A 17,641-nucleotide genomic window follows, 5' to 3' on the forward strand; every position below is an offset into this window, starting at 1 on the left:
GGATGACGACCCTCTACGGTTATTTCCGTTCGTCCGCCGCCTACCGGGTACGCATCGCCCTGAACCTCAAGGGCCTGGCCCATGACCAGGCCCCGGTCAACCTGGTCAAGGGCGAGCAGCGGGGCGAGGAATACCTCGCCCGCAACCCCCAGGGGCTGGTGCCGGCGCTGGTCACCGATGACGGCGTGCGGCTGACCCAGTCCCTGGCGATCTGCGAGTACCTGGACGAGCGCTATCCCGACCCGGCCCTGCTGCCGGCGGACGCCGCCGGCCGCGCCCGGGTGCGTGCCCTGGCCCAGTCGGTGGCCTGCGAGATCCACCCCCTCAATAACCTGCGGGTGCTCAAGTACCTGACCGGGGAGCTGGGGCTGGACGAGGCGGCCAAGATGACCTGGTACCGGCACTGGATCGCCGAGGGCTTCGCCGCCCTGGAGGCCCAGCTCTCCCGGGAGGCGGGCAGCGGCGACTTCTGCCACGGCGACACCCCGGGCCTGGCGGACCTCTGCCTGGTGCCCCAGGTGTTCAACGCCGAGCGCTTCGAATGCGACCTGGCCCCCTACCCGCGGATCCGCCGCATCGTGGCCAACTGCCGGGCCCTGGACGCCTTCGCCCAGGCCGCCCCGGAGGCCCAGCCGGACGCTGGCTAACCAGGGAGGCACATCCGGCAAGCCTTGCCTTTCCGGTGTATAATAAGCGGCCTAATAAAGCGGGCACGGCCCCAGGGGCCGTGCCCGCTTCTTATTTCACCACCACCGGACGCGCCTCCCACGCCTCCAAGGAGAACCGGGTGCTACGGCTGACCTCCCCCGCCACCGTGATCCTGCTGGCGGCCCTCACCGCCCTGGGCCCGCTGGCCACCGATATGTACCTGCCCGCCATGCCGGCCATGGCCGAGGCGCTGAATACCGGCCCCGATCAGGTGCAGCTGACCCTGAGCCTCTACATGGCCGGCTTCGCCCTGGCCCAGCTGTTCTGCGGCCCGCTCTCCGACCGCTTCGGTCGCAAGCCGATCATGGTGGGGGGCTTCACCCTCTTCCTGGCCGCCAGCCTGCTCTGCGCCCTGGCGCCCACCATCGAGTGGCTGCTGGCCGGACGTTTCCTGCAGGCCCTCGGCGGCGCCGCCGGCCCGGTGCTGGGCCGCGCCGCGGTGCGCGATATCTACGGCCCCCTGGAGGCCGGACGCATCCTCGCCCACCTGGCCAGCATCATGGCCCTGGCCCCGGCCCTGGCCCCGGTGGTGGGGGCCGGCCTGCTGCTGGCCTTCGGCTGGGAGGCGATCTTCCTGGTGCTGGCCCTCTATGCGGCCATCGCCCTGGCGCTGCTGATCTTCGCGTTGCCGGAGCCCCTGCCCCGGGAGCTGCGCCAGCCCATCAGTCCCGCGGCCATGCTCGGCAACTTCCGCATGCTGCTGGGCCAGCGTGCCTTCGTCGGCTATACCCTGACCAATGCCGCCGCCTTCTCGGGGCTCTTCGCCTACCTCTCCGGCTCCGCCTTCGTGCTGATCGAGTTTATCGGCGTCCACCCCACCACCTACGGCATCCTCTTCGCCCTGATCGTCGCCGGCTTCTTTAGCGGCACCCTGATCAGCGGCCGCTACAGCCGCCGCCTGGGCCGTGACCGGCTGATCCTGCGCGGCGCCCTGCTCTGCACCCTGGGCGGCGCGACCATGGCCCTGCTGGCCCTGGCCGGCATCTATCAGGCCTGGGCGGTGGTGGGGCCGCATGTCCTCTTCATGATGGGGGTGGGCATCCTGATGCCCCAGACCATGGCCGGCGCCCTGGCCCCCAACCCCCAGTGCGCCGGCGCCGCCTCCTCGCTGTTCGGTTTTCTGCAGATGGGCATCGCCGCGGTGGTGGGGGGCCTGGTGGGCCAGCTCCACGACGGCAGCTCCCGCACCCTGGCGCTGACCATCGGCCTGGCCGGCCTGCTGGCCCTGGTCGCCTACTGGCGCCTGGTGCGCCCCGCCGCCCGCCAAGAGGCGGAGCGCCAGGCACTCTCGGAGTGACACCCCGATAAGTCGCCACCAAAGCCACGCCACAAAAAACGCCGCCCTGCTTAGCAGGGCGGCGTTGCTTTGGTGGGGCCGATCAGGCCTCGATCAGGCCACTTCGGCGGCGATGGTCATCGGGCGGCCGTTGCGCAGCTCCTCCAGCAGCTTGGCCTGGCGGGCCCGGGCCTGCTCGGCGGCGGCCTCGCGCACCGGGCCATAGCCACGGACCTCTTCCGGCAGCTTGGCCAGCGCCAGGGCGGTGGCGTGGCTGGCGTCATCCAGGCGCGTCACCAGCTCGTCGAGCAGGGCCTCGTATTCCGCCAGCAGGCGGCGATCCAGCTTGCGGTCGGCGCTGAAGCGGAAGGGGTCGAGGGGGCCGTTGCGCAGGCCGCGGAGCTTGGCCAGCCCCTTCATGGCGGTGAGCATCCAGGGCCCGAAGCGACGCTTCACCGGACGCCCCTTGGCATCCTTGCGGCCGCCCAGCAGCGGCGGCGCCAGGTGGAAGGTCAGCTTGTAGTCGCCGCCGAAGGTGGCGTCGAGCTCCTCGAGGAAATCGCTCTCGGTGTAGAGGCGCGCCACCTCGTACTCGTCCTTGTAGGCCATCAGCCGGTAGAGCTGGGTGGCCACCGCCTGGGTCAGGGCCTCGCCGGCCTCGAGGCGGGCTTCCGCCTCGCGCACCCGGGCCACCTTCTGCACGTAACGCTCGGCATAGGCGCGGTCCTGGTAGCGTTCCAGCAGGCGGGCGTTGCGGGCGATCACCTCGTCGAGGCCGGCATCGGCAGCCAGCGGCGTGTCGTCCAGGCGACGCTGCAGATACTCCGGCTCCACCGCCGCCAATCGGCCCCAGGCGAAGGCGCGCTGGTTCTTGTCGATGGCCACGCCGTTGAGCTCGATGGCGCGCTTGAGCGCCGCCTCGCTGACCGGCAGCAGGCCCTGCTGCCAGGCGAAGCCGAGCATCATGACATTGGAGAAGACGGTGTCCCCCAGCAGCTGCTCCGCCAGGCGATTGGCGTCCAGGGTGGCGAAGTTGGCCTCACCCACGGCGTCGCGCAGCACCGCCAGGCGCTGGTCCGCCTGCATATCGGCGTCCCGGTAGAGCACATAGTCGGCGGTGGGCAGCTCGGCCAGGTTGGCCACCACCCGGGTGGTGTCGGCCTGGAGCACGTCCAGGGCCTTCTTCGAGCTGGCCACCACCATGTCGCAGGCGATCACCGCATCGGCCTGGCCAGACTCGATGCGCACCTGATGGAGGTCGGCGGGGGCGGGCGCCAGGCGCACGTAGCTGAGCACGGTGCCGCCCTTCTGGGCGAAGCCCATGAAGTCGAGCACGCTGGTGCCACGGCCCTCCAGGTGGGCGGCCATGGTGATCAGCTGGCCCACGGTGACCACGCCGGTGCCGCCGACGCCGCCCACCAGCAGGTCATAGGGGGCCTCGAGCGCCGGGGCCTGGGGCGCCGGCAACGCCTCCACCTTACGCCAGAAGGCCTCGTCGACGCCGACCCCCTGGCCCTTGCGCAGCTCGCCGCCTTCCACGGTGACGAAGCTGGGGCAGAAGCCGCCCACGCAGGAGAGGTCCTTGTTGCAGGAGGACTGGTCGATCTTGCGCTTGCGACCCAGCTCCGTTTCACGAGGCACCACCGACAGGCAGTTGGACTGCACCGAGCAGTCGCCACAGCCCTCGCAGACGTGATGGTTGATAAAGACCCGCTTGGCCGGGTCCTCCATCAGGCCGCGCTTGCGGCGACGGCGCTTCTCGGCGGCGCACACCTGGTCGTAGACCAGCACGGTGCAGCCGGGGATCTCGCGCAGCTCCCGCTGCAGGGCGTCCATCTCGTCCCGATGGTGGAAGGTCACCCCCTTGGGGAACTGGCCCTCGTGGCCCCGGTACTTCTCGGGCTCGTCGCTGACCACCACGATGCGCTTCACGCCCTCGGCGGCGGCGTGCTGGGCGATCATCGGTACGGTGATCTGACCGTCCACCGGCTGGCCGCCGGTCATGGCCACGGCGTCGTTGAACAGCACCTTGTAGGTGATATTGACCCCGGCGGCCACCGCCTGGCGGATCGCCATGGAGCCGGAGTGGAACCAGGTGCCTTCGCCCAGGTTCTGGAAGATGTGGCCGTTGCCGGTGAAGCGGCTCTTGCCCACCCAGTTGACCCCCTCGCCGCCCATCTGGATCAGCGACTCGGTCTGGCGGCCCATCCAGGAGGCCATGAAGTGACAGCCGATGCCGGCCAGGGCCTTGCTGCCCTCCGGCACCTTGGTGGAGCTGTTATGGGGGCAGCCGGAGCAGAAGTAGGGCAGGCGACGCACGCCGCCCAGCTCCCGGGCCTCGGCGCGGCAGCGATCCAGCTTGCTGAGGCGTTCGCTCAAGTCAATCGTGAAGAAGCGCTCCAGGCGCTCGGCCACATAGCCGGCCAGCAGCCGCGGGCTCAATTCGCCCACATAGGGAATCAGCGGCTTGCCCGCCTCGTCCTGCTTGCCGGTGATCAGCACCTCGCCGGGGCGATCCGGCTCGGACATGTACTCCTTGATCTGGCTCTCGATGATGCCGCGCTTCTCCTCGATGACCAGGATCTCCTGCTTGCCGTGCACGAAATCGAGGATGCCGCGACGGTGCAGGGGCCACACCATGCCGACCTTGTAGAGCTCCACCCCCAGCTCGCGCAGCGCCGCCTCGTCGAGGCCCAGCAGGCGCAGGGCCTCGAGCAGGTCCAGGTGGCCCTTGCCGGTGGTGACGATGCCGAAGCGCGCCCGGTCATTGGCGTAGAGGCGCTGATCGATGGGGTTGGCCGCGGCGAAGGCCTGCACCGCCGCCAGCTTGTGCTCGATGCGGGTCTCCAGCTGGGGCCCGGGCAGGTCCGGCCAGCGGTAGTGGAGGCCGCCCTCCGGCGGGGTGAAGTCGGTCGGAGTGGCAAAGGTGGGCAGCGGCGGCACCTCGATGGAGGCACCGCTCTCCACGGTCTCGGAGACCGCCTTGAAGCCCACCCAGCAGCCGGAGTAGCGGGAGAGCGCATAGCCCCAGAGGCCGAAGGCCTCGTACTCGGCCAGGGACGCCGGATTGATCACCGGCATAAACCAGGCCATAAAGGCCACGTCGGACTGGTGGGGCATGGAGGAGGAGACGCAGCCATGGTCGTCGCCGGCCACCACCAGCACGCCGCCATTGGGGGAGCTGCCGTAGGCGTTGCCGTGCTTCAAGGCGTCGCCGGCCCGATCCACCCCCGGTCCCTTGCCGTACCAGAAGCCGAAGACGCCATCGACCTCCTTGTCCGGGTCGGTCTCCACCTGCTGGCTGCCCAGCATCATGGTGGCGCCTAGGTCCTCGTTGATGGCCGGCACGAAGTCGATCTGGTAGCTATCCAGGGCCGCCTTGGCCTGCCACAGGGCCTGGTCGACGCCGCCCAGGGGCGAGCCGCGGTAGCCGCTGATCAGGCCGGCGGTGTGGCGGCCGTCGCGACGATCCAGCTGCGCCTGACGCAGGGCGATGCGCACCAGGGCCTGGGTGCCGGTCACGAAGATCCGGCCGGTGTCGCGGGAGTAACGGTCGTTGAGCTGGTAGTCGTCGAGGACGACGGGGGGAGTCGTAGTCATGGTCGCCACCTTCACGGGGAATGGGCCTTGGAGTTATGTTGGCCGCAGTCTAGCCAAGGCCCCGCTAAAGGTGCTTGCGAACTCACCCCCGAAACCGCCATCATTCGAAAGGATATTTCTCCATTTCCACTCTGGAGAAACAGCCTTCGAAATCTACGACCTTGGTTTAAACCATTAGGGAACCCGCCATGGCCTCCGACGCCCCCCTGGACGCCTACGACAAGAAGATCCTGCGCCTGCTTCAGGCCCAGGGACGCATCACCAATCAGCAGCTGGCGGAGGAGATCGGTCTCTCCTCGGCGGCCTGCTGGCGACGGGTCAAGGCCCTCGAGGAGAGCGGCACCCTGCGGCGCTTCACCGCCCTGGTGGACCCGGCCCGGGTCGGCCAGCCCCTCACCGCCCTGGTGATGGTGACCCTGGTGCGCCACCATATCGACAACACCGCCGAGTTCGAGCGACAGATCCTCGAGTACCCGGAGGTGCTGCAGTGCTACGCCACCACCGGCAACGCCGACTTCGTGCTGCGGGTGGTGATCGAGGACATGGCCGCCTACGACCGCTTCCTTAACGAGAAGCTCTTTACCCTGGCGGGAATCTCCCAGGTGAGTTCCAACTTCGCCCTGCGCGAGATCAAGAACGAGACCGCCATCCCGATTCGCTGACAAGGAAAGCCCCATGCCCACTCCGGCCACCTCACGGATGATCCTGCTGCTGGCCCTGGCCGGCTTCGCCAGCATGGCCTCGATGCGCATCACCGACGCCATGCTGCCGGCCCTGGCCGAGACCTTCGCCCGCCCGGTGGCCGACGTGGCCCAGAACATCACCCTCTTCGCCGTGGCCTACGGCCTGATGCAGCTCGCCTATGGCCCCCTGGGGGATCGCCACGGCGCCCTGCGGGTGATCGGCCTGGCCACCCTGGCCTGCGCCCTGGGCTCGCTCGGCGCGGCCCTGGCCGGGTCGCTGCCGATGCTGCTGCTGTTTCGTACCCTGAGCGGCGCCACCGCCGCCGCCATCATCCCCCTCTCCATGGCCTGGGTCGGCGACACCGTGCCCTATGCCGAGCGCCAGGTGGCCCTGGCGCGGATGCTCTCCGGGGCGGTGCTGGGGCTGATCGCCGGCCAGACCCTGGGCGGCCTGCTGGCGGACACCCTGGGCTGGCGATCCGCCTTCCTGCTGCTGGCCGGGGTCTTCCTGGTCGCGGGTATCCTGCTGATCGCCACCCTGCGCCGGCGCCCCGAGCTCTCGCCCCCGGGCGAGGGCAGCGACGGCCTCGCCTTCCTGGCGCGGATCCACGGCGTGTTGGCCGAGGCCCGGGCCCGCTGGCTCCTCGCCCTGGTGTTCCTGGAGGGCATCGCCGCCTTCGGCGCCCTGGGCTTCGCCGCCAGCCACCTGCACCGCTGGCAGGGCCTCTCCCTGACCCGGGCCGGGCTGGCGGTGGCGCTGTTCGGGGTCGGCGGGCTGATCTTCGCCGCCCTGGCCAGGCTACTGGTGCGGCGCCTGGGCGAGGCCGGCCTGGCCCTGGGCGGCGGCACCCTGATGGGCGCCGGCTTCCTCGCCCTGGCCCTGGCGCCCACCCCCATGGGGGCCTCCCTGGGCGCCTTCGTCGCCGGCCTCGGCTTCTACATGATGCACAACACCCTGCAGATCAACGCCACCCAGATGGCGCCCGCCGCCCGGGGCACCGCCATGGCGGTGTTCGCCGGCTGCCTCTTCCTGGGCCAGTCGGTGGGGGTCGGGCTGGGCGGGCTGATCCTGCGCCTGGGCGATAGCCGCTGGCTGCTGGCCGGCGCCGGCCTCTGGCTACTGGCGCTGGGGCTGGTGTTCGCCTGGCGGCTGCGGAGCTGGCGGACCCAAAGCGCCGACGAGCCAACCGAAAAAGCCGCCTGATAACAAACGGAAGGCTGCCCAAGGCGGGGAGAGATCAACGCTTCGATTCGCGGCCGACCTCGGCGAAGGCCTCCGCATTGGGGCAGAAGGCGCGGCACGCCTCGGCGTCGGTGTCGTGGCGCAGGGCCTGCCAGCAGGTGCCGATATGCGGGCAGGCCCGGCAGGCGACCCGCCATTCGGCGGCCCGGGGGGCCGTGGCCAAGCCCTCGGGGTCGAGGCCGAAGCGGCGCATCATGGGTGGCATCAGGGTCTCGGCGGGGCCCAGCCAGGCCGCCAGCTCGCCGCTGTTCAGGCCCCGGGCCAGGGCCCGCTCCAGGGGCGAGGGCAGCGGCCGGGACAGGTCGTGGATCAGCGCGCTCAGCCGCTTGGGGGCGCAGCACCTGAGCTCGAGCAGGGCGCGCTCGCCGGCCAGATAGTCGCTCAAGGCATCGGCGAGGCGGGCGCTCTGGGGCGCGGTGGTAAGAGAGGAGGTCGGCATGGCGGCGATCTCCGTGGCGGGGATAACTTCAGTATCGGCACCCGGCCTCCGCCATGCCTTGACCCAGGTCAGTGGTCGCTCACCCCTCCTCCTCGCTGGCTCGCCTGGCCTCGAAGATGGCCGCCTCCACCTGACTCACGTCGGGAATCCGATGGGCCAGCGCCAGCGCCAACTGGGCCAGAAAGGGCCCCTCCTGGGCCTCGGGCAGGGCATCCAGGGTCTCGGCCAGGCGCTCGTAGACCCGCTCGAGATCGTCGAAGGGCAGTGTCGATGCGGTCATGATTCGTTTCCTCCCAGAGCAGAGGCCAAGACCTCATTCGAGTCAGTATCAGCAAAAGCCAGTGTCGAAGTGGTCATGGTCAGGCGCCTCCCAGGGCAGTGATCAAGGCGTCGTTCAGGTCGGCGGCGGTGGGACGCTTCCAGCGCGCCGCCAGGTGGCGGTCCGGACGCACCAGGTAGGCGCTGCCCGGCTCGGCGCCATAGGCGGCGAAGAGGGCCGCGTCGCCGGGCAGGGGTTGGCCCAGGGCGGAATCCTCCACGCCCAGGTGCAGCACCGCGAGTTCCGGGTATTCGCCCAGGGCGGCGGCAAGCTCAGGGCTTGCCTCGCCGAACAGCAGCAGATTAAAGCCCGTTCCCAGGTGATCGAGCAGGAAGTCGTCGTCGCCCAGGCGGCGGTTGATCAGCGGCGCCCCGGGGCGAGGGCCGGCAGCGAAGGCGTCCCGGTCGGCCAGGGTCAGGGGGCTCTCGGCATAGGTGTAGGGGGTCACCTGGCGGGGGTCGGCGAAGGGGCTGGCGTAGTCGTTGTGCAACGCCAGGGCCAGGGCCGCATCGCGCATCCGCCGGTGGCCACGGGTCGGCGGCGTCATGAAGCGGGTGCTCTTGCCGGCATTGGCAAAGACGTCCAGGGTGGCGCCCCGCCGCTCCGGGGTGTAGCTGTCGAGTAGCCGCTCCGGGGCCCGCCCCTGGAGCACCCAGGCCAGCTTCCAGCCGGCATTGACCGCATCGGCCAGGCCGTTGTTGAGGCCACGCACCCCGAAGATCGGCACCAGGTGGGCGCTGTCGCCGATAAAGAGCACCCGGCCATGGCGGTAGTCGTCCAGCGCCAGGGTGTGGGCCTTGTAGAGGCTCCACCACTCCAGCTCCCAATCGCCGCGCTCCTGCATCACCTCGCGGATGATCCGTTCCACCCGGTCGCGGATCCTCGCCTCCTGAACGGCCTCGTCGGGGTCCTCGTCGGGGCCCAGTTGGTAGTCGATGCGCCAGATATCGTCGGGCTGCCTGTGCACCAGGATGGTGGCCTCGGGCAGCGCCGCCGAGTGGAAGAAGGCCCGCCGCTCGGTGGGAAAGTCGGACTTAAGGCGCACGTCGGCGATCACGTAGCGCCCCTCGTAGGCCTCACCGTGCAGGGTCAGGTCGAGGGCCTTGCGCACCAGGCTGCGGGCGCCATCGGCGGCCAGCAGGTAGTCGCAGGTCAGCGCATAGTCGCCCTCCGGGGTGCTCACCGTGAGAGTGACGCCCTCGGCATCCTGGGTCACGCCGCTGACCGCGCTCTGCCAGCGCAACTCCACCCGCTCGCTTTCCATGGCCCGCTCGATCAGGAACTGCTCGATATACTGCTGCTGCAGGTTGACCATCGGCAGGAAGCGCTCCTGATCCGAGTGGGGCATCTCGAAGCGGTAGATCTCCCGGTCGCGGAAGTAGGTGCGCCCCCGGGTCCAGCCCAGGCCCTTGGCAACGAAGCGCCGATCGACGCCCAGCTGCTGGAGGATCTCCAGGCTATGGCGGGAGAGGCAGATGGCCCGGGAGCCGTCGTTGACGGTAGCCTTGTCGTCCAGCACCACGCAGTCGATGCCGTGGCGGGCCAGCTCCAGGGCGGCGGTGACGCCCACCGGGCCGGCGCCGACGATGGCCACCCGGTGGCGCGGCGTCGCGCCGTCCAGCTCGGGGGGACGAACGAAGGGGAAATGCGGATAATCGAAGTAGAGCGAATCGCTCTCGGCGCGTCCGGCGGGTCGCATGGGCGGCTCCTCGTTGGTGTTGTGGAGACCAGCCTAGCCCGCGCCGCCACGTCCGCCTGTCCCGCAAAAGCCGGGACAGGCCATCCCGAGGAGAGCCTTATGACCCGGCCCACACCGCCCTCCGATCATTGGCCCGCCCTGCTGGCCGGGGTGGCCGACTGCGTCGAGGCCCTGGGCGGCGCGGACTTCGAGGCGCGCCTGCTGGCCCTGCTGCGGAAAGGAGCGCGCATCGAGCAGTGCATGATCTTCGCCTACGACGACGCCGAGGGCGTCGACTGCCTGCTCGCCGACAACGCCCGCCAGCCGCGCCTGGCCGACCGCCTGGCGCGCCTCTATACCCAAGGGCTGTTCCGCCACGACCCCAACTACCGGCGCCTGGCACAGGCCGCCTCGCCGACGCTGGAGCTGACGCCCATGCGCGCCGAGGCGATGCCGGAGAGCTACCGGGGCTCGCTGTTCGCCTTCCCCGACCTGGTGGACAAGGTGGCCCTGACCCTGCGCGAGGCCGAGGGCGCCTATACCCTCAACCTCTACCGGGGCCGCGAGGCCGGCCCCTTCGATGCCGACGACCTGGCCACCCTGGATGCCCTGGCGCCACTGCTGGCCAGCCTGATCCGCCGCCATTATGGCGCCCCGCGCCCGGCCGAGGCGCGTCTCAGCCCGGAGGAGCAGGCGGTGCTGGCGCCCCTCTCCGAGCGCGAGCGCCAGCTCTGCCTGCGCCTGCTGCGCGGCCATACCCTCAAGAGCGCCGCCGCGGAGCTCGAGGTGGCCCTCTCCACCGCCGAGACCTACCGCAAGCGCGCCTATGCCAAGCTGGGGATACCCTCGAAAGCCCGGCTAGTCGCCCTATGCCGGCGGCAATAACCCCACCTCACCGTAGGAGCGCACTTTAGTGCGCGATGGCCCTTGGCAGCGGGCCCGGCCGCTAGGCCCGCTGACCCTGCTGCAGGCTCTGCACCGAGGCCACCAGGTCGTTGAAGCGCTCCCCCTGGATCACCACATGGTCGCGCAGCAGCGCCTCGGCCCGGGCCTCGTCGCCCTCGGCGATGGCCGCCACCACTGCCTCGTGCTCGTCGAAGGAGCCCTGCAGGCGGTGGCGCACCTGCAGCTGCATGCGCCGGTAGGGCTGCAGCACCGCGTGTAGCCGCGCCGCCTCCTGGGTCAGGAAGCCGTTGTGGCTGGCCTCGTAGATGCGCTGGTGAAAGATGCCGTTCTCGTAGTAGTAGCCGTTGGCATCTCCCGCCTCGACCCGGGCCCGACATGCCTCGTGGGCCTGACGCAGGGCGGCCAGCTCCGCTTCGGTGATGCGCCGCGCCGCCAGCCGGCCACACATCCCCTCCAGTTCCGCCATCACCTCGAAGCGTTCCACCAGCTCGGTGACGCTGAGCTGGGTGACGAAGGTGCCCCGCTTGGGCACCACCCGCACCATGCCCGACATGGCCAGCTGCTGCAGGGCCTCGCGGATCGGCGTCCGCGAGCACTGATACTCCCGGGCCAGGGCCTCGGGATCGAGGCGCGCCCCGGGGGCGAAACGCCCCTCGACGATGGCGTCCTCGAGCAGGGCACGCAGGCGCTGCGCTTGAGAAACGGTAGCCATGATCACGACTCCTTCCTTGACAGATCTATATCTTGGCCCTATCTGTTATATATAACAACTCGGCCCTGTGTATTTAACAGCGCTTTCCCGACCAATAACGACAATGAGGATAAGCCCCATGCCTACCCATGACCTCAAGGTTGAAACCACCCCATCGACGGAGGGCGGCCCCATGCAGCGCGCCATGCAACGACTGGGGGAGGGCGTCGCCGCCTTCAGCACCCGCTGGATTCCCGACGCCTTCGCCATCGCCGTGGCCCTGACCCTGGTGGTCTACCTGGCCGCCCTGATCGCCACCGACCATGGTCCCATCGACCTGGTCGACGCCTGGTACGGCGGCTTCTGGAACCTGCTCGCCTTCGGCATGATGATGGTGCTGATCGTGGTCACCGGTTATGGCCTGGCCACGGCGCCCCCGGTACAGCGTACCCTGCGCTGGCTGGCCGACCGCCCCCAGAGTGCCAAGGGCGCGGTGATCATGACCGCCGTCATCGCCGGCCTGCTGGGGTTCCTGCACTGGGGCGTGGCCCTGGTGGTGGGCGCCTTCCTGACCAAGGCCGTGGCCCACTCCGCCAAGCGACGCGGCCTCAAGGCCCACTTCCCGCTGATCGCCGCGGCGGCCTATGGGGGCATGGTGATCTCCCAGACCGGGCTCTCCAGCTCCGCGGCCCTGCTGGTCAATACCCCGGGACACTTCCTGGAGGAGAAGATCGGCCTGCTGCCCCTCTCCGAGACCATCTTCCAGCCCTATAGCCTGGTCTTCGTCGGCCTGACCCTGCTGATGACGCCGCTACTGCTGGCCAGCCTGCACCCCTCACGCCGCCGGGTGGTGGAGATCGAGGGCGAGGAGGAAGCCATCAGGGTGGACGAGGCGCCGGCGACCCCCGCCGAACGCTTCAATCGCAGTCGCCTGCTGATGGGCGTGATCGTCGCCGGCGGCCTGTTCTATGTGGCGCGCTATATCGGCGACCACGGCGTGCTGGGACTCAACCTCAATGTGCTCAACTTCACCATGCTGATGCTGGGCCTGCTGCTGCACGGCTCCCTGGGCGACTACGGGCGTGCCATCGCCAAGGGCAGCGCCGCGGTGGGTGGCATCATCCTGCAGTTCCCCTTCTATGCCGGCATCCTCGGCCTGATGGCGGGCAGCGGCCTGCTGGCGATGATCTCCAACGCCTTCGTGGCCATCTCTACCCCCACCACCTTCCCGCTGTGGTCGATGATCAGCGCCGCCCTGGTCAACTTCGCGGTGCCCTCCGCCGGCGGCCAGTGGGCGGTGCAGGGGCCCATCGCCATCGAGGCCACCGCCCAGCTGGGCCTGCCCAGCCATGTGGCGGTCATGACGGTGATGATGGGCGACCAGCTCACCAACCTGGTCCAGCCCTTCTGGCTGCTGCCGCTGCTCGGTATCACCGGCCTCAAGGTGGGCCAGGTGCTGGGCTATACGGCGATCCTGATGCTGGCGGTCTTCGTACTCTGCGCCGGCAGCCTACTGTTACTGGTATGACCCAAGCGCCATCGACGAGGAGGCGGACATGAGCGCCAATCGAAACTTTCTGCAGGAACTGCTGAGCGGCATCGTCAGCCGCGGCCGGCGTCGCACCCAGGAGCCGGCGACCCCGGCCCAGAGCCTGGCGGCCCTGACCCTAGCCTGCGAGACCCTGATGCAGCCCGGCGGCGAGGCCTCGCGCATCCTCGTCGCCCAGCAGGCGCTGAGCCACTATGCGGGCCTGGGCGCCGAGCAGCGGCGTGCCTTCTTCGGCCTGCTGGCCGAGGAGTACGCCGCCGATCCCGAGGCGATCCACGCCGCCTATGCCGCCTACCGGGAAGACCAGGGCAACGCCACCCTGCAGCGCCTCTTCGCCGCCTGCGAGCCACGCCGCCAGCGCCTGCTGCGACGCCTCAACCTCTGCCCCGGCGGCACCTACGAACTGGTCAAGATGCGCGCCGACCTGCTCGGCCTGCTCAGGGAAGCCCCGGAGCTGGCGCCGCTGGACGCCGACTTCGCCCACCTCTTCGCCTCCTGGTTCAACCGCGGCTTCCTGATGCTGGAGAGCATCGACTGGAACACCCCGGCGGCCATCCTCGAGAAGCTGATCCACTACGAGGCGGTGCACGAGATCTGCGACTGGAGCGACCTGCGCCGCCGCCTCGACCCGGAGGATCGCCGCTGCTACGCCTTCTTCCATCCAGCCACCGGCGACGAGCCGCTGATCTTCGTGGAAGTGGCGCTGTGCCGCGGCATCCCCGGAAATATCCAGGCCATCCTGGCGGATGGCGAGGAGCTGCCCGCCGAGGAGGCGGATACCGCCGTCTTCTACAGCATCAGCAACTGCCAGCGCGGCCTGAAGGGCATCTCCTTCGGCAACTTCCTGATCAAGCAGGTGGTGCAGGAACTCAAGCGGGAACTGCCCAACCTCTCCCAGTTCGTCACCCTGTCGCCGGTGCCCGGCTTCGCCGCCTGGCTGGATGGCGTGCGGGAGGCGGGCCAGTGCCGCCTCTCCCCCGCCGCCGAGGCGGCCCTGGCGGACGACGCCTGGGCGCAGGACGAGGCCGCCCGCCAGGCCCTGGAGCCGGAACTACGCGCCCTGGCCGCCCACTACTTCCTCGAAGCCAAACACCGCAGCGGCCTGCCGCTGGACCCGGTGGCACGCTTCCACCTGGGCAACGGCGCCAGCCTGCACCGCCTCAACTGGCCCGGCGACACCTCCGCCAAGGGACGCCGACAGGCCCACGGCCTGATGGTCAACTACCGCTACGAGCTGGAGCGCATCGAACAGAATCACGAGGCCTTCAGCCGCGACGGCAGCGTCGCCTGCCCCAATGAGCTGCGCCGCCTGGCGAGTCGCGCCAGGCCGCTGCTGAGCGCACCCCATAACGCCTGATACCCCGCTTTTCGCGAGAGAGAACGCCATGAGTCACAACCTCTACCTGCAGTTCCTGCCCCACTTCCAGCGCCAGCCGCAGAAGCCCCTGATCGAGTCCCCGGCGGGCCAGGGATACACCTATGGCGAGGCCCAGGCACGGTCCCGGCGCCTGGCCGGTGCCCTGCGCGAGCTGGGCGTCACTCCCGGCGAGCGGGTCGCGGTGCAGGTCGACAAGAGCCCGGAGGCGATCCTGCTCTACCTGGCCTGCCTGCAGATCGGCGCCGTCTACCTGCCGCTGAACACCGCCTACACCAGCGCCGAGATCGAATACTTCCTGGGCGATGCCGAGCCGCGCCTCTATGTGTGCCGCCCCAAGGCCCTGGCGGAGGCCCGCCAGTTGGCCGCCGCCTGCGGCGTGCCCCGGGTGGAGTCCCTCGGCAGCACGGGCGACGGCAGCCTGCTGGAGAAGGCCGATCGGGCCGAGCCCTGGGAGCAGATCGCCGAGATCGGCGAGCGCGACCTGGCGGCGATCCTCTACACCTCCGGCACCACCGGGCGCTCCAAGGGCGCCATGCTCAGCCACGCCAACCTGGCCTCCAATAGCCGCGCCCTGGCCGAGGCCTGGCACTACACCGCCGACGATCACCTGCTGCATGCCCTGCCGATCTTCCACACCCATGGCCTCTTCGTGGCCTGCAATATCACCCTGACCACGGGCGCCTCCATGACCTTCCTGCCCAAGCTGGACGTGGAGCAGCTGCTCGAGCTGATGCCCCGGGCCACGGTGCTGATGGGGGTGCCCACCTTCTATACCCGGCTGCTGCAGTCGCCGCGCCTCGACCGCGATGCCGTGGCCAAGATGCGGCTCTTCGTCTCCGGCTCGGCGCCGCTGCTGGCGGAAACCCACCAGGAGTTCGAGGCCCGCACCGGCCACGCCATCCTCGAGCGCTACGGCATGACCGAGACCAATATGAACACCTCCAACCCCTACGACGGCGCCCGCCGCCCCGGCACCGTGGGCCTGCCGCTGCCGGGGGTGGAGCTGCGCATCAGCGATCGCGACAGCGGCGCCGAGCTGCCCCAAGGCGAGACCGGCATGGTCGAGCTGCGCGGCCCCAACGTCTTCCAGGGCTACTGGCGCATGCCGGAGAAGACCCGCGCCGAGTTCCGCGACGACGGCTTCTTTATCACCGGCGACCTGGGGCGCATCGACGAGCACGGCTACCTGCAGATCGTCGGCCGCGACAAGGACCTGGTGATCTCCGGCGGCTACAACGTCTACCCCAAGGAGGTGGAGCAGCTGATCGATGACCTGCCCGGGGTGGTGGAGTCGGCGGTGATCGGCGTGCCTCACCCGGACCTGGGCGAGGGGGTCACCGCCGTGGTGGTGGCCGAGGGCGACCTGGACGAGGCCACCATACTGGCGGCCCTGGGCGACCAACTGGCCCGCTACAAGCAGCCCAAGCGCGTCTTCTTCGTCGATGCCCTGCCTCGCAACGTCATGGGCAAGGTACAGAAGAAGCAGCTCCGCGAGACCTATGCCGGCCTCTACCAACCACTGGCCAGCCAGGCGTAAGGCAAACTCGAGGAGATGACGACAATGACAACCACTCCGACGCCCCCCCAGGCTCCCTATCGCCTTCCCGAGCCGGTCACCTGGAATGCCCTGACCCTCTCCCGGGTGATCCATGCCCGGGAGCTCTCCTGCCGCGAGGTGATGACCACCTACCTGGCGCATATCGCCGCCTGCAACCCCCGGGTCAACGCCATCGTCTCGCTGCGCAATGAAGCCGAGCTGCTCGCCGAGGCCGACGAGTGCGACCGGGAACTGGCCCGGGGGCGCTCCCGGGGCTGGCTCCACGGCATTCCCCAGGCCATCAAGGACCTCTCCGCCACCGCCGGGCTGCGCACCACGCTGGGCTCGCCGCTGTTCGCCGACCAGGTGCCCGAGCACGACAGCATCATGGCGGCACGCATGAAACGCGACGGCGCCCTGATCATCGGCAAGACCAATACCCCGGAGTTCGGCCTGGGTTCCCACACCTACAACCCGGTATTCGGCACCACTCGCAACGCCTACGACCCGACCAAGAGTGCCGGCGGTTCCAGCGGCGGCGCCGCCGCGGCACTGGCCATGCGCCTGCTGCCGGTGGCCGACGGCAGCGACATGATGGGCTCGCTGCGCAACCCCGCCGCCTACCACAATGTCTTCGGCCTGCGTCCCTCCTTCGGCCGGGTGCCCCTGGGCCCATTGCCGGAAAACTTCGGCCACCAACTGGCCACCGAGGGGCCCATGGCCCGCAGCGTGGCGGATCTCGCCCGGCTGCTGGCCACCCAGGCCGGTCATGACCCGCGGCTGCCACTATCGCTGACGGAGGACCCGGCCCTCTTTACTGGCTCGCTGGAGCGGAACCTCAAGGGGGTGCGTATCGGCTGGCTGGGGGACTGGGGCGGCCACCTGCCCATGGAAGCGGGAGTGATCCCCCTTTGCGAGCAGGCACTCGCCACCTTCCGCGACCTGGGCTGCGCGGTGGAGGCGGCCGACCCCGGTTTCGAGGCGGAGCGGCTCTGGGAAGCCTGGGTGGCCCTGCGCCAATGGATGGTGGCCGGCAACCTGGCCCCCCTCCACGCGGACCCCGCCAAGCGCGACCTGCTCAAGCCCGAGGCTCGGTGGGAGGTGGAGGGGGGGCTCGCCCTGTCGGCCCTGGACGTGCACCGCGCCAACCAGACCCGCAGCGCCTGGCACGCCCGACTGCTCGAGCTCTTCGAGACCTATGACGTCCTGGCCCTGCCCAGCGCTCAGGTCTTCCCCTTCCCGGTGGAAGAGCACTGGCCCCGGGAGATCGCCGGCCGCGCCATGGACACCTATCACCGCTGGATGGAGGTGGTGGTGCCCGGCTCCCTCTCCGGCGGCCCGGTGATCAGCCTGCCCGCCGGCTTCAACGCCAATGGCTTGCCCATGGGGCTGCAACTGATCGGCCGGCCCCGGGACGACCTCGGCGTGCTGCAACTGGCCCACGCCTTTGAACAGGCCGCGGGGGACTGGCTGCGCCACCTACCCGAGTTCTCGCCCGACCGTTAACCCGACCCAGCCCGCATGTTCCTGACCCGCGCCTTCCCGAAGGCGCGGGACGACTCCCTGCGCCCTCGACACGGGCGTTCAACCCCGGCCATCACAAGAGCCTTAACAAGAGCCATAACAATGAGAAA

14 protein-coding genes are annotated in these 17,641 nt (G+C 69.7%); 9 read left to right on the forward strand and 5 right to left on the reverse strand.

Annotated elements, in window-relative coordinates; translation table 11 throughout:
* The first annotated feature begins 2 nt into the window (after positions 1 to 2).
* Positions 3 to 647: a maleylacetoacetate isomerase gene (gene maiA, locus IHD13_RS07695; RefSeq protein WP_195860458.1), complete on the forward strand. Its 645-nt coding sequence runs from the start codon at positions 3 to 5 to the stop codon at positions 645 to 647.
* A gap of 80 nt (positions 648 to 727) precedes the next feature.
* Positions 728 to 2,005, forward strand: coding sequence for a multidrug effflux MFS transporter (locus IHD13_RS07700; RefSeq protein WP_326838324.1), 1,278 nt, complete (start codon positions 728 to 730; stop codon positions 2,003 to 2,005).
* 93 nt (positions 2,006 to 2,098) lie between these two features.
* Here IHD13_RS07700 and IHD13_RS07705 read toward each other — a convergent pair whose 3' ends face one another.
* Positions 2,099 to 5,584: an indolepyruvate ferredoxin oxidoreductase family protein gene (locus IHD13_RS07705; protein ID WP_195860459.1), complete on the reverse strand. Its 3,486-nt coding sequence runs from the start codon at positions 5,582 to 5,584 to the stop codon at positions 2,099 to 2,101.
* A 188-nt stretch (positions 5,585 to 5,772) separates the two neighbouring features.
* Between IHD13_RS07705 and IHD13_RS07710 the strand changes: the two genes are divergently transcribed.
* Together IHD13_RS07710 and IHD13_RS07715 are read left to right on the forward strand one after the other, a co-directional pair.
* Positions 5,773 to 6,246 (forward strand): Lrp/AsnC family transcriptional regulator, encoded by a 474-nt coding sequence (locus IHD13_RS07710; RefSeq protein WP_195860460.1) that lies wholly within the window; start codon positions 5,773 to 5,775, stop codon positions 6,244 to 6,246.
* Positions 6,247 to 6,259: 13 nt separating this feature from the next.
* On the forward strand, positions 6,260 to 7,471 hold the full coding sequence (locus IHD13_RS07715) for an MFS transporter (protein ID WP_195860461.1): 1,212 nt from the start codon (positions 6,260 to 6,262) through the stop codon (positions 7,469 to 7,471).
* A 34-nt stretch (positions 7,472 to 7,505) separates the two neighbouring features.
* Here IHD13_RS07715 and IHD13_RS07720 read toward each other — a convergent pair whose 3' ends face one another.
* The 3 genes from IHD13_RS07720 to IHD13_RS07730 all read right to left on the reverse strand — a co-directional run bounded on the left by IHD13_RS07720 (position 7,506) and on the right by IHD13_RS07730 (position 9,967).
* On the reverse strand, positions 7,506 to 7,949 hold the full coding sequence (locus IHD13_RS07720; protein ID WP_195860462.1) for a hypothetical protein: 444 nt from the start codon (positions 7,947 to 7,949) through the stop codon (positions 7,506 to 7,508).
* A 79-nt stretch (positions 7,950 to 8,028) separates the two neighbouring features.
* Positions 8,029 to 8,229: a hypothetical protein gene (locus IHD13_RS07725; protein ID WP_195860463.1), complete on the reverse strand. Its 201-nt coding sequence runs from the start codon at positions 8,227 to 8,229 to the stop codon at positions 8,029 to 8,031.
* Between the two features lie 79 nt (positions 8,230 to 8,308).
* Positions 8,309 to 9,967, reverse strand: a complete 1,659-nt coding sequence (locus IHD13_RS07730; RefSeq protein ID WP_195860464.1) for an FAD-dependent monooxygenase — start codon at positions 9,965 to 9,967, stop codon at positions 8,309 to 8,311.
* 99 nt (positions 9,968 to 10,066) lie between these two features.
* On the opposite strand from IHD13_RS07730, the gene IHD13_RS07735 reads away from it, so the two are divergent.
* A complete protein-coding gene (locus IHD13_RS07735; protein WP_195860465.1) occupies positions 10,067 to 10,831 on the forward strand; it encodes a LuxR C-terminal-related transcriptional regulator in 765 nt (254 codons plus the stop codon).
* 61 nt (positions 10,832 to 10,892) lie between these two features.
* Here IHD13_RS07735 and IHD13_RS07740 read toward each other — a convergent pair whose 3' ends face one another.
* Positions 10,893 to 11,564, reverse strand: a complete 672-nt coding sequence (locus IHD13_RS07740; RefSeq protein WP_195860466.1) for a GntR family transcriptional regulator — start codon at positions 11,562 to 11,564, stop codon at positions 10,893 to 10,895.
* Positions 11,565 to 11,682: 118 nt separating this feature from the next.
* Here IHD13_RS07740 and IHD13_RS07745 point away from each other — a divergent pair, with 118 nt between their 5' ends.
* The 4 genes from IHD13_RS07745 to IHD13_RS07760 are packed head-to-tail and all read left to right on the forward strand — an operon-like array spanning position 11,683 to position 17,513.
* Positions 11,683 to 13,071, forward strand: a complete 1,389-nt coding sequence (locus tag IHD13_RS07745; protein WP_230086194.1) for a short-chain fatty acid transporter — start codon at positions 11,683 to 11,685, stop codon at positions 13,069 to 13,071.
* Positions 13,072 to 13,099: 28 nt separating this feature from the next.
* Positions 13,100 to 14,449, forward strand: a complete 1,350-nt coding sequence (locus tag IHD13_RS07750; protein ID WP_195860467.1) for a malonyl-CoA decarboxylase — start codon at positions 13,100 to 13,102, stop codon at positions 14,447 to 14,449.
* Positions 14,450 to 14,477: 28 nt separating this feature from the next.
* Positions 14,478 to 16,007, forward strand: coding sequence for a malonate--CoA ligase (locus IHD13_RS07755; protein WP_195860468.1), 1,530 nt, complete (start codon positions 14,478 to 14,480; stop codon positions 16,005 to 16,007).
* A 24-nt stretch (positions 16,008 to 16,031) separates the two neighbouring features.
* Complete coding sequence (locus IHD13_RS07760) at positions 16,032 to 17,513, forward strand: amidase (RefSeq protein WP_195860469.1); 1,482 nt, start codon at positions 16,032 to 16,034, stop codon at positions 17,511 to 17,513.
* The last annotated feature ends 128 nt before the right edge of the window (positions 17,514 to 17,641 follow it).

Source organism: Halomonas sp. 328, from assembly GCF_015645095.1.
Taxonomy (GTDB): Bacteria; Pseudomonadota; Gammaproteobacteria; order Pseudomonadales; family Halomonadaceae; genus Bisbaumannia.

Bases quoted from the DNA above. Each gene is read 5' to 3' on its own strand.
- IHD13_RS07735 (WP_195860465.1), top strand. From the start codon at position 10,067: ATGACCCGGCCCACACCGCCCTCCGATCATTGGCCCGCCCTGCTGGCC.
- IHD13_RS07760 (WP_195860469.1), top strand. From the start codon at position 16,032: ATGACAACCACTCCGACGCCCCCCCAGGCTCCCTATCGCCTTCCCGAG.
- IHD13_RS07725 (WP_195860463.1), bottom strand. From the start codon at position 8,229: ATGACCGCATCGACACTGCCCTTCGACGATCTCGAGCGGGTCTACGAG.
- IHD13_RS07730 (WP_195860464.1), bottom strand. From the start codon at position 9,967: ATGCGACCCGCCGGACGCGCCGAGAGCGATTCGCTCTACTTCGATTAT.
- IHD13_RS07715 (WP_195860461.1), top strand. From the start codon at position 6,260: ATGCCCACTCCGGCCACCTCACGGATGATCCTGCTGCTGGCCCTGGCC.
- IHD13_RS07710 (WP_195860460.1), top strand. From the start codon at position 5,773: ATGGCCTCCGACGCCCCCCTGGACGCCTACGACAAGAAGATCCTGCGC.
- IHD13_RS07750 (WP_195860467.1), top strand. From the start codon at position 13,100: ATGAGCGCCAATCGAAACTTTCTGCAGGAACTGCTGAGCGGCATCGTC.
- IHD13_RS07740 (WP_195860466.1), bottom strand. From the start codon at position 11,564: ATGGCTACCGTTTCTCAAGCGCAGCGCCTGCGTGCCCTGCTCGAGGAC.
- IHD13_RS07745 (WP_230086194.1), top strand. From the start codon at position 11,683: ATGCCTACCCATGACCTCAAGGTTGAAACCACCCCATCGACGGAGGGC.
- maiA (WP_195860458.1), top strand. From the start codon at position 3: ATGACGACCCTCTACGGTTATTTCCGTTCGTCCGCCGCCTACCGGGTA.
- IHD13_RS07705 (WP_195860459.1), bottom strand. From the start codon at position 5,584: ATGACTACGACTCCCCCCGTCGTCCTCGACGACTACCAGCTCAACGAC.
- IHD13_RS07720 (WP_195860462.1), bottom strand. From the start codon at position 7,949: ATGCCGACCTCCTCTCTTACCACCGCGCCCCAGAGCGCCCGCCTCGCC.
- IHD13_RS07755 (WP_195860468.1), top strand. From the start codon at position 14,478: ATGAGTCACAACCTCTACCTGCAGTTCCTGCCCCACTTCCAGCGCCAG.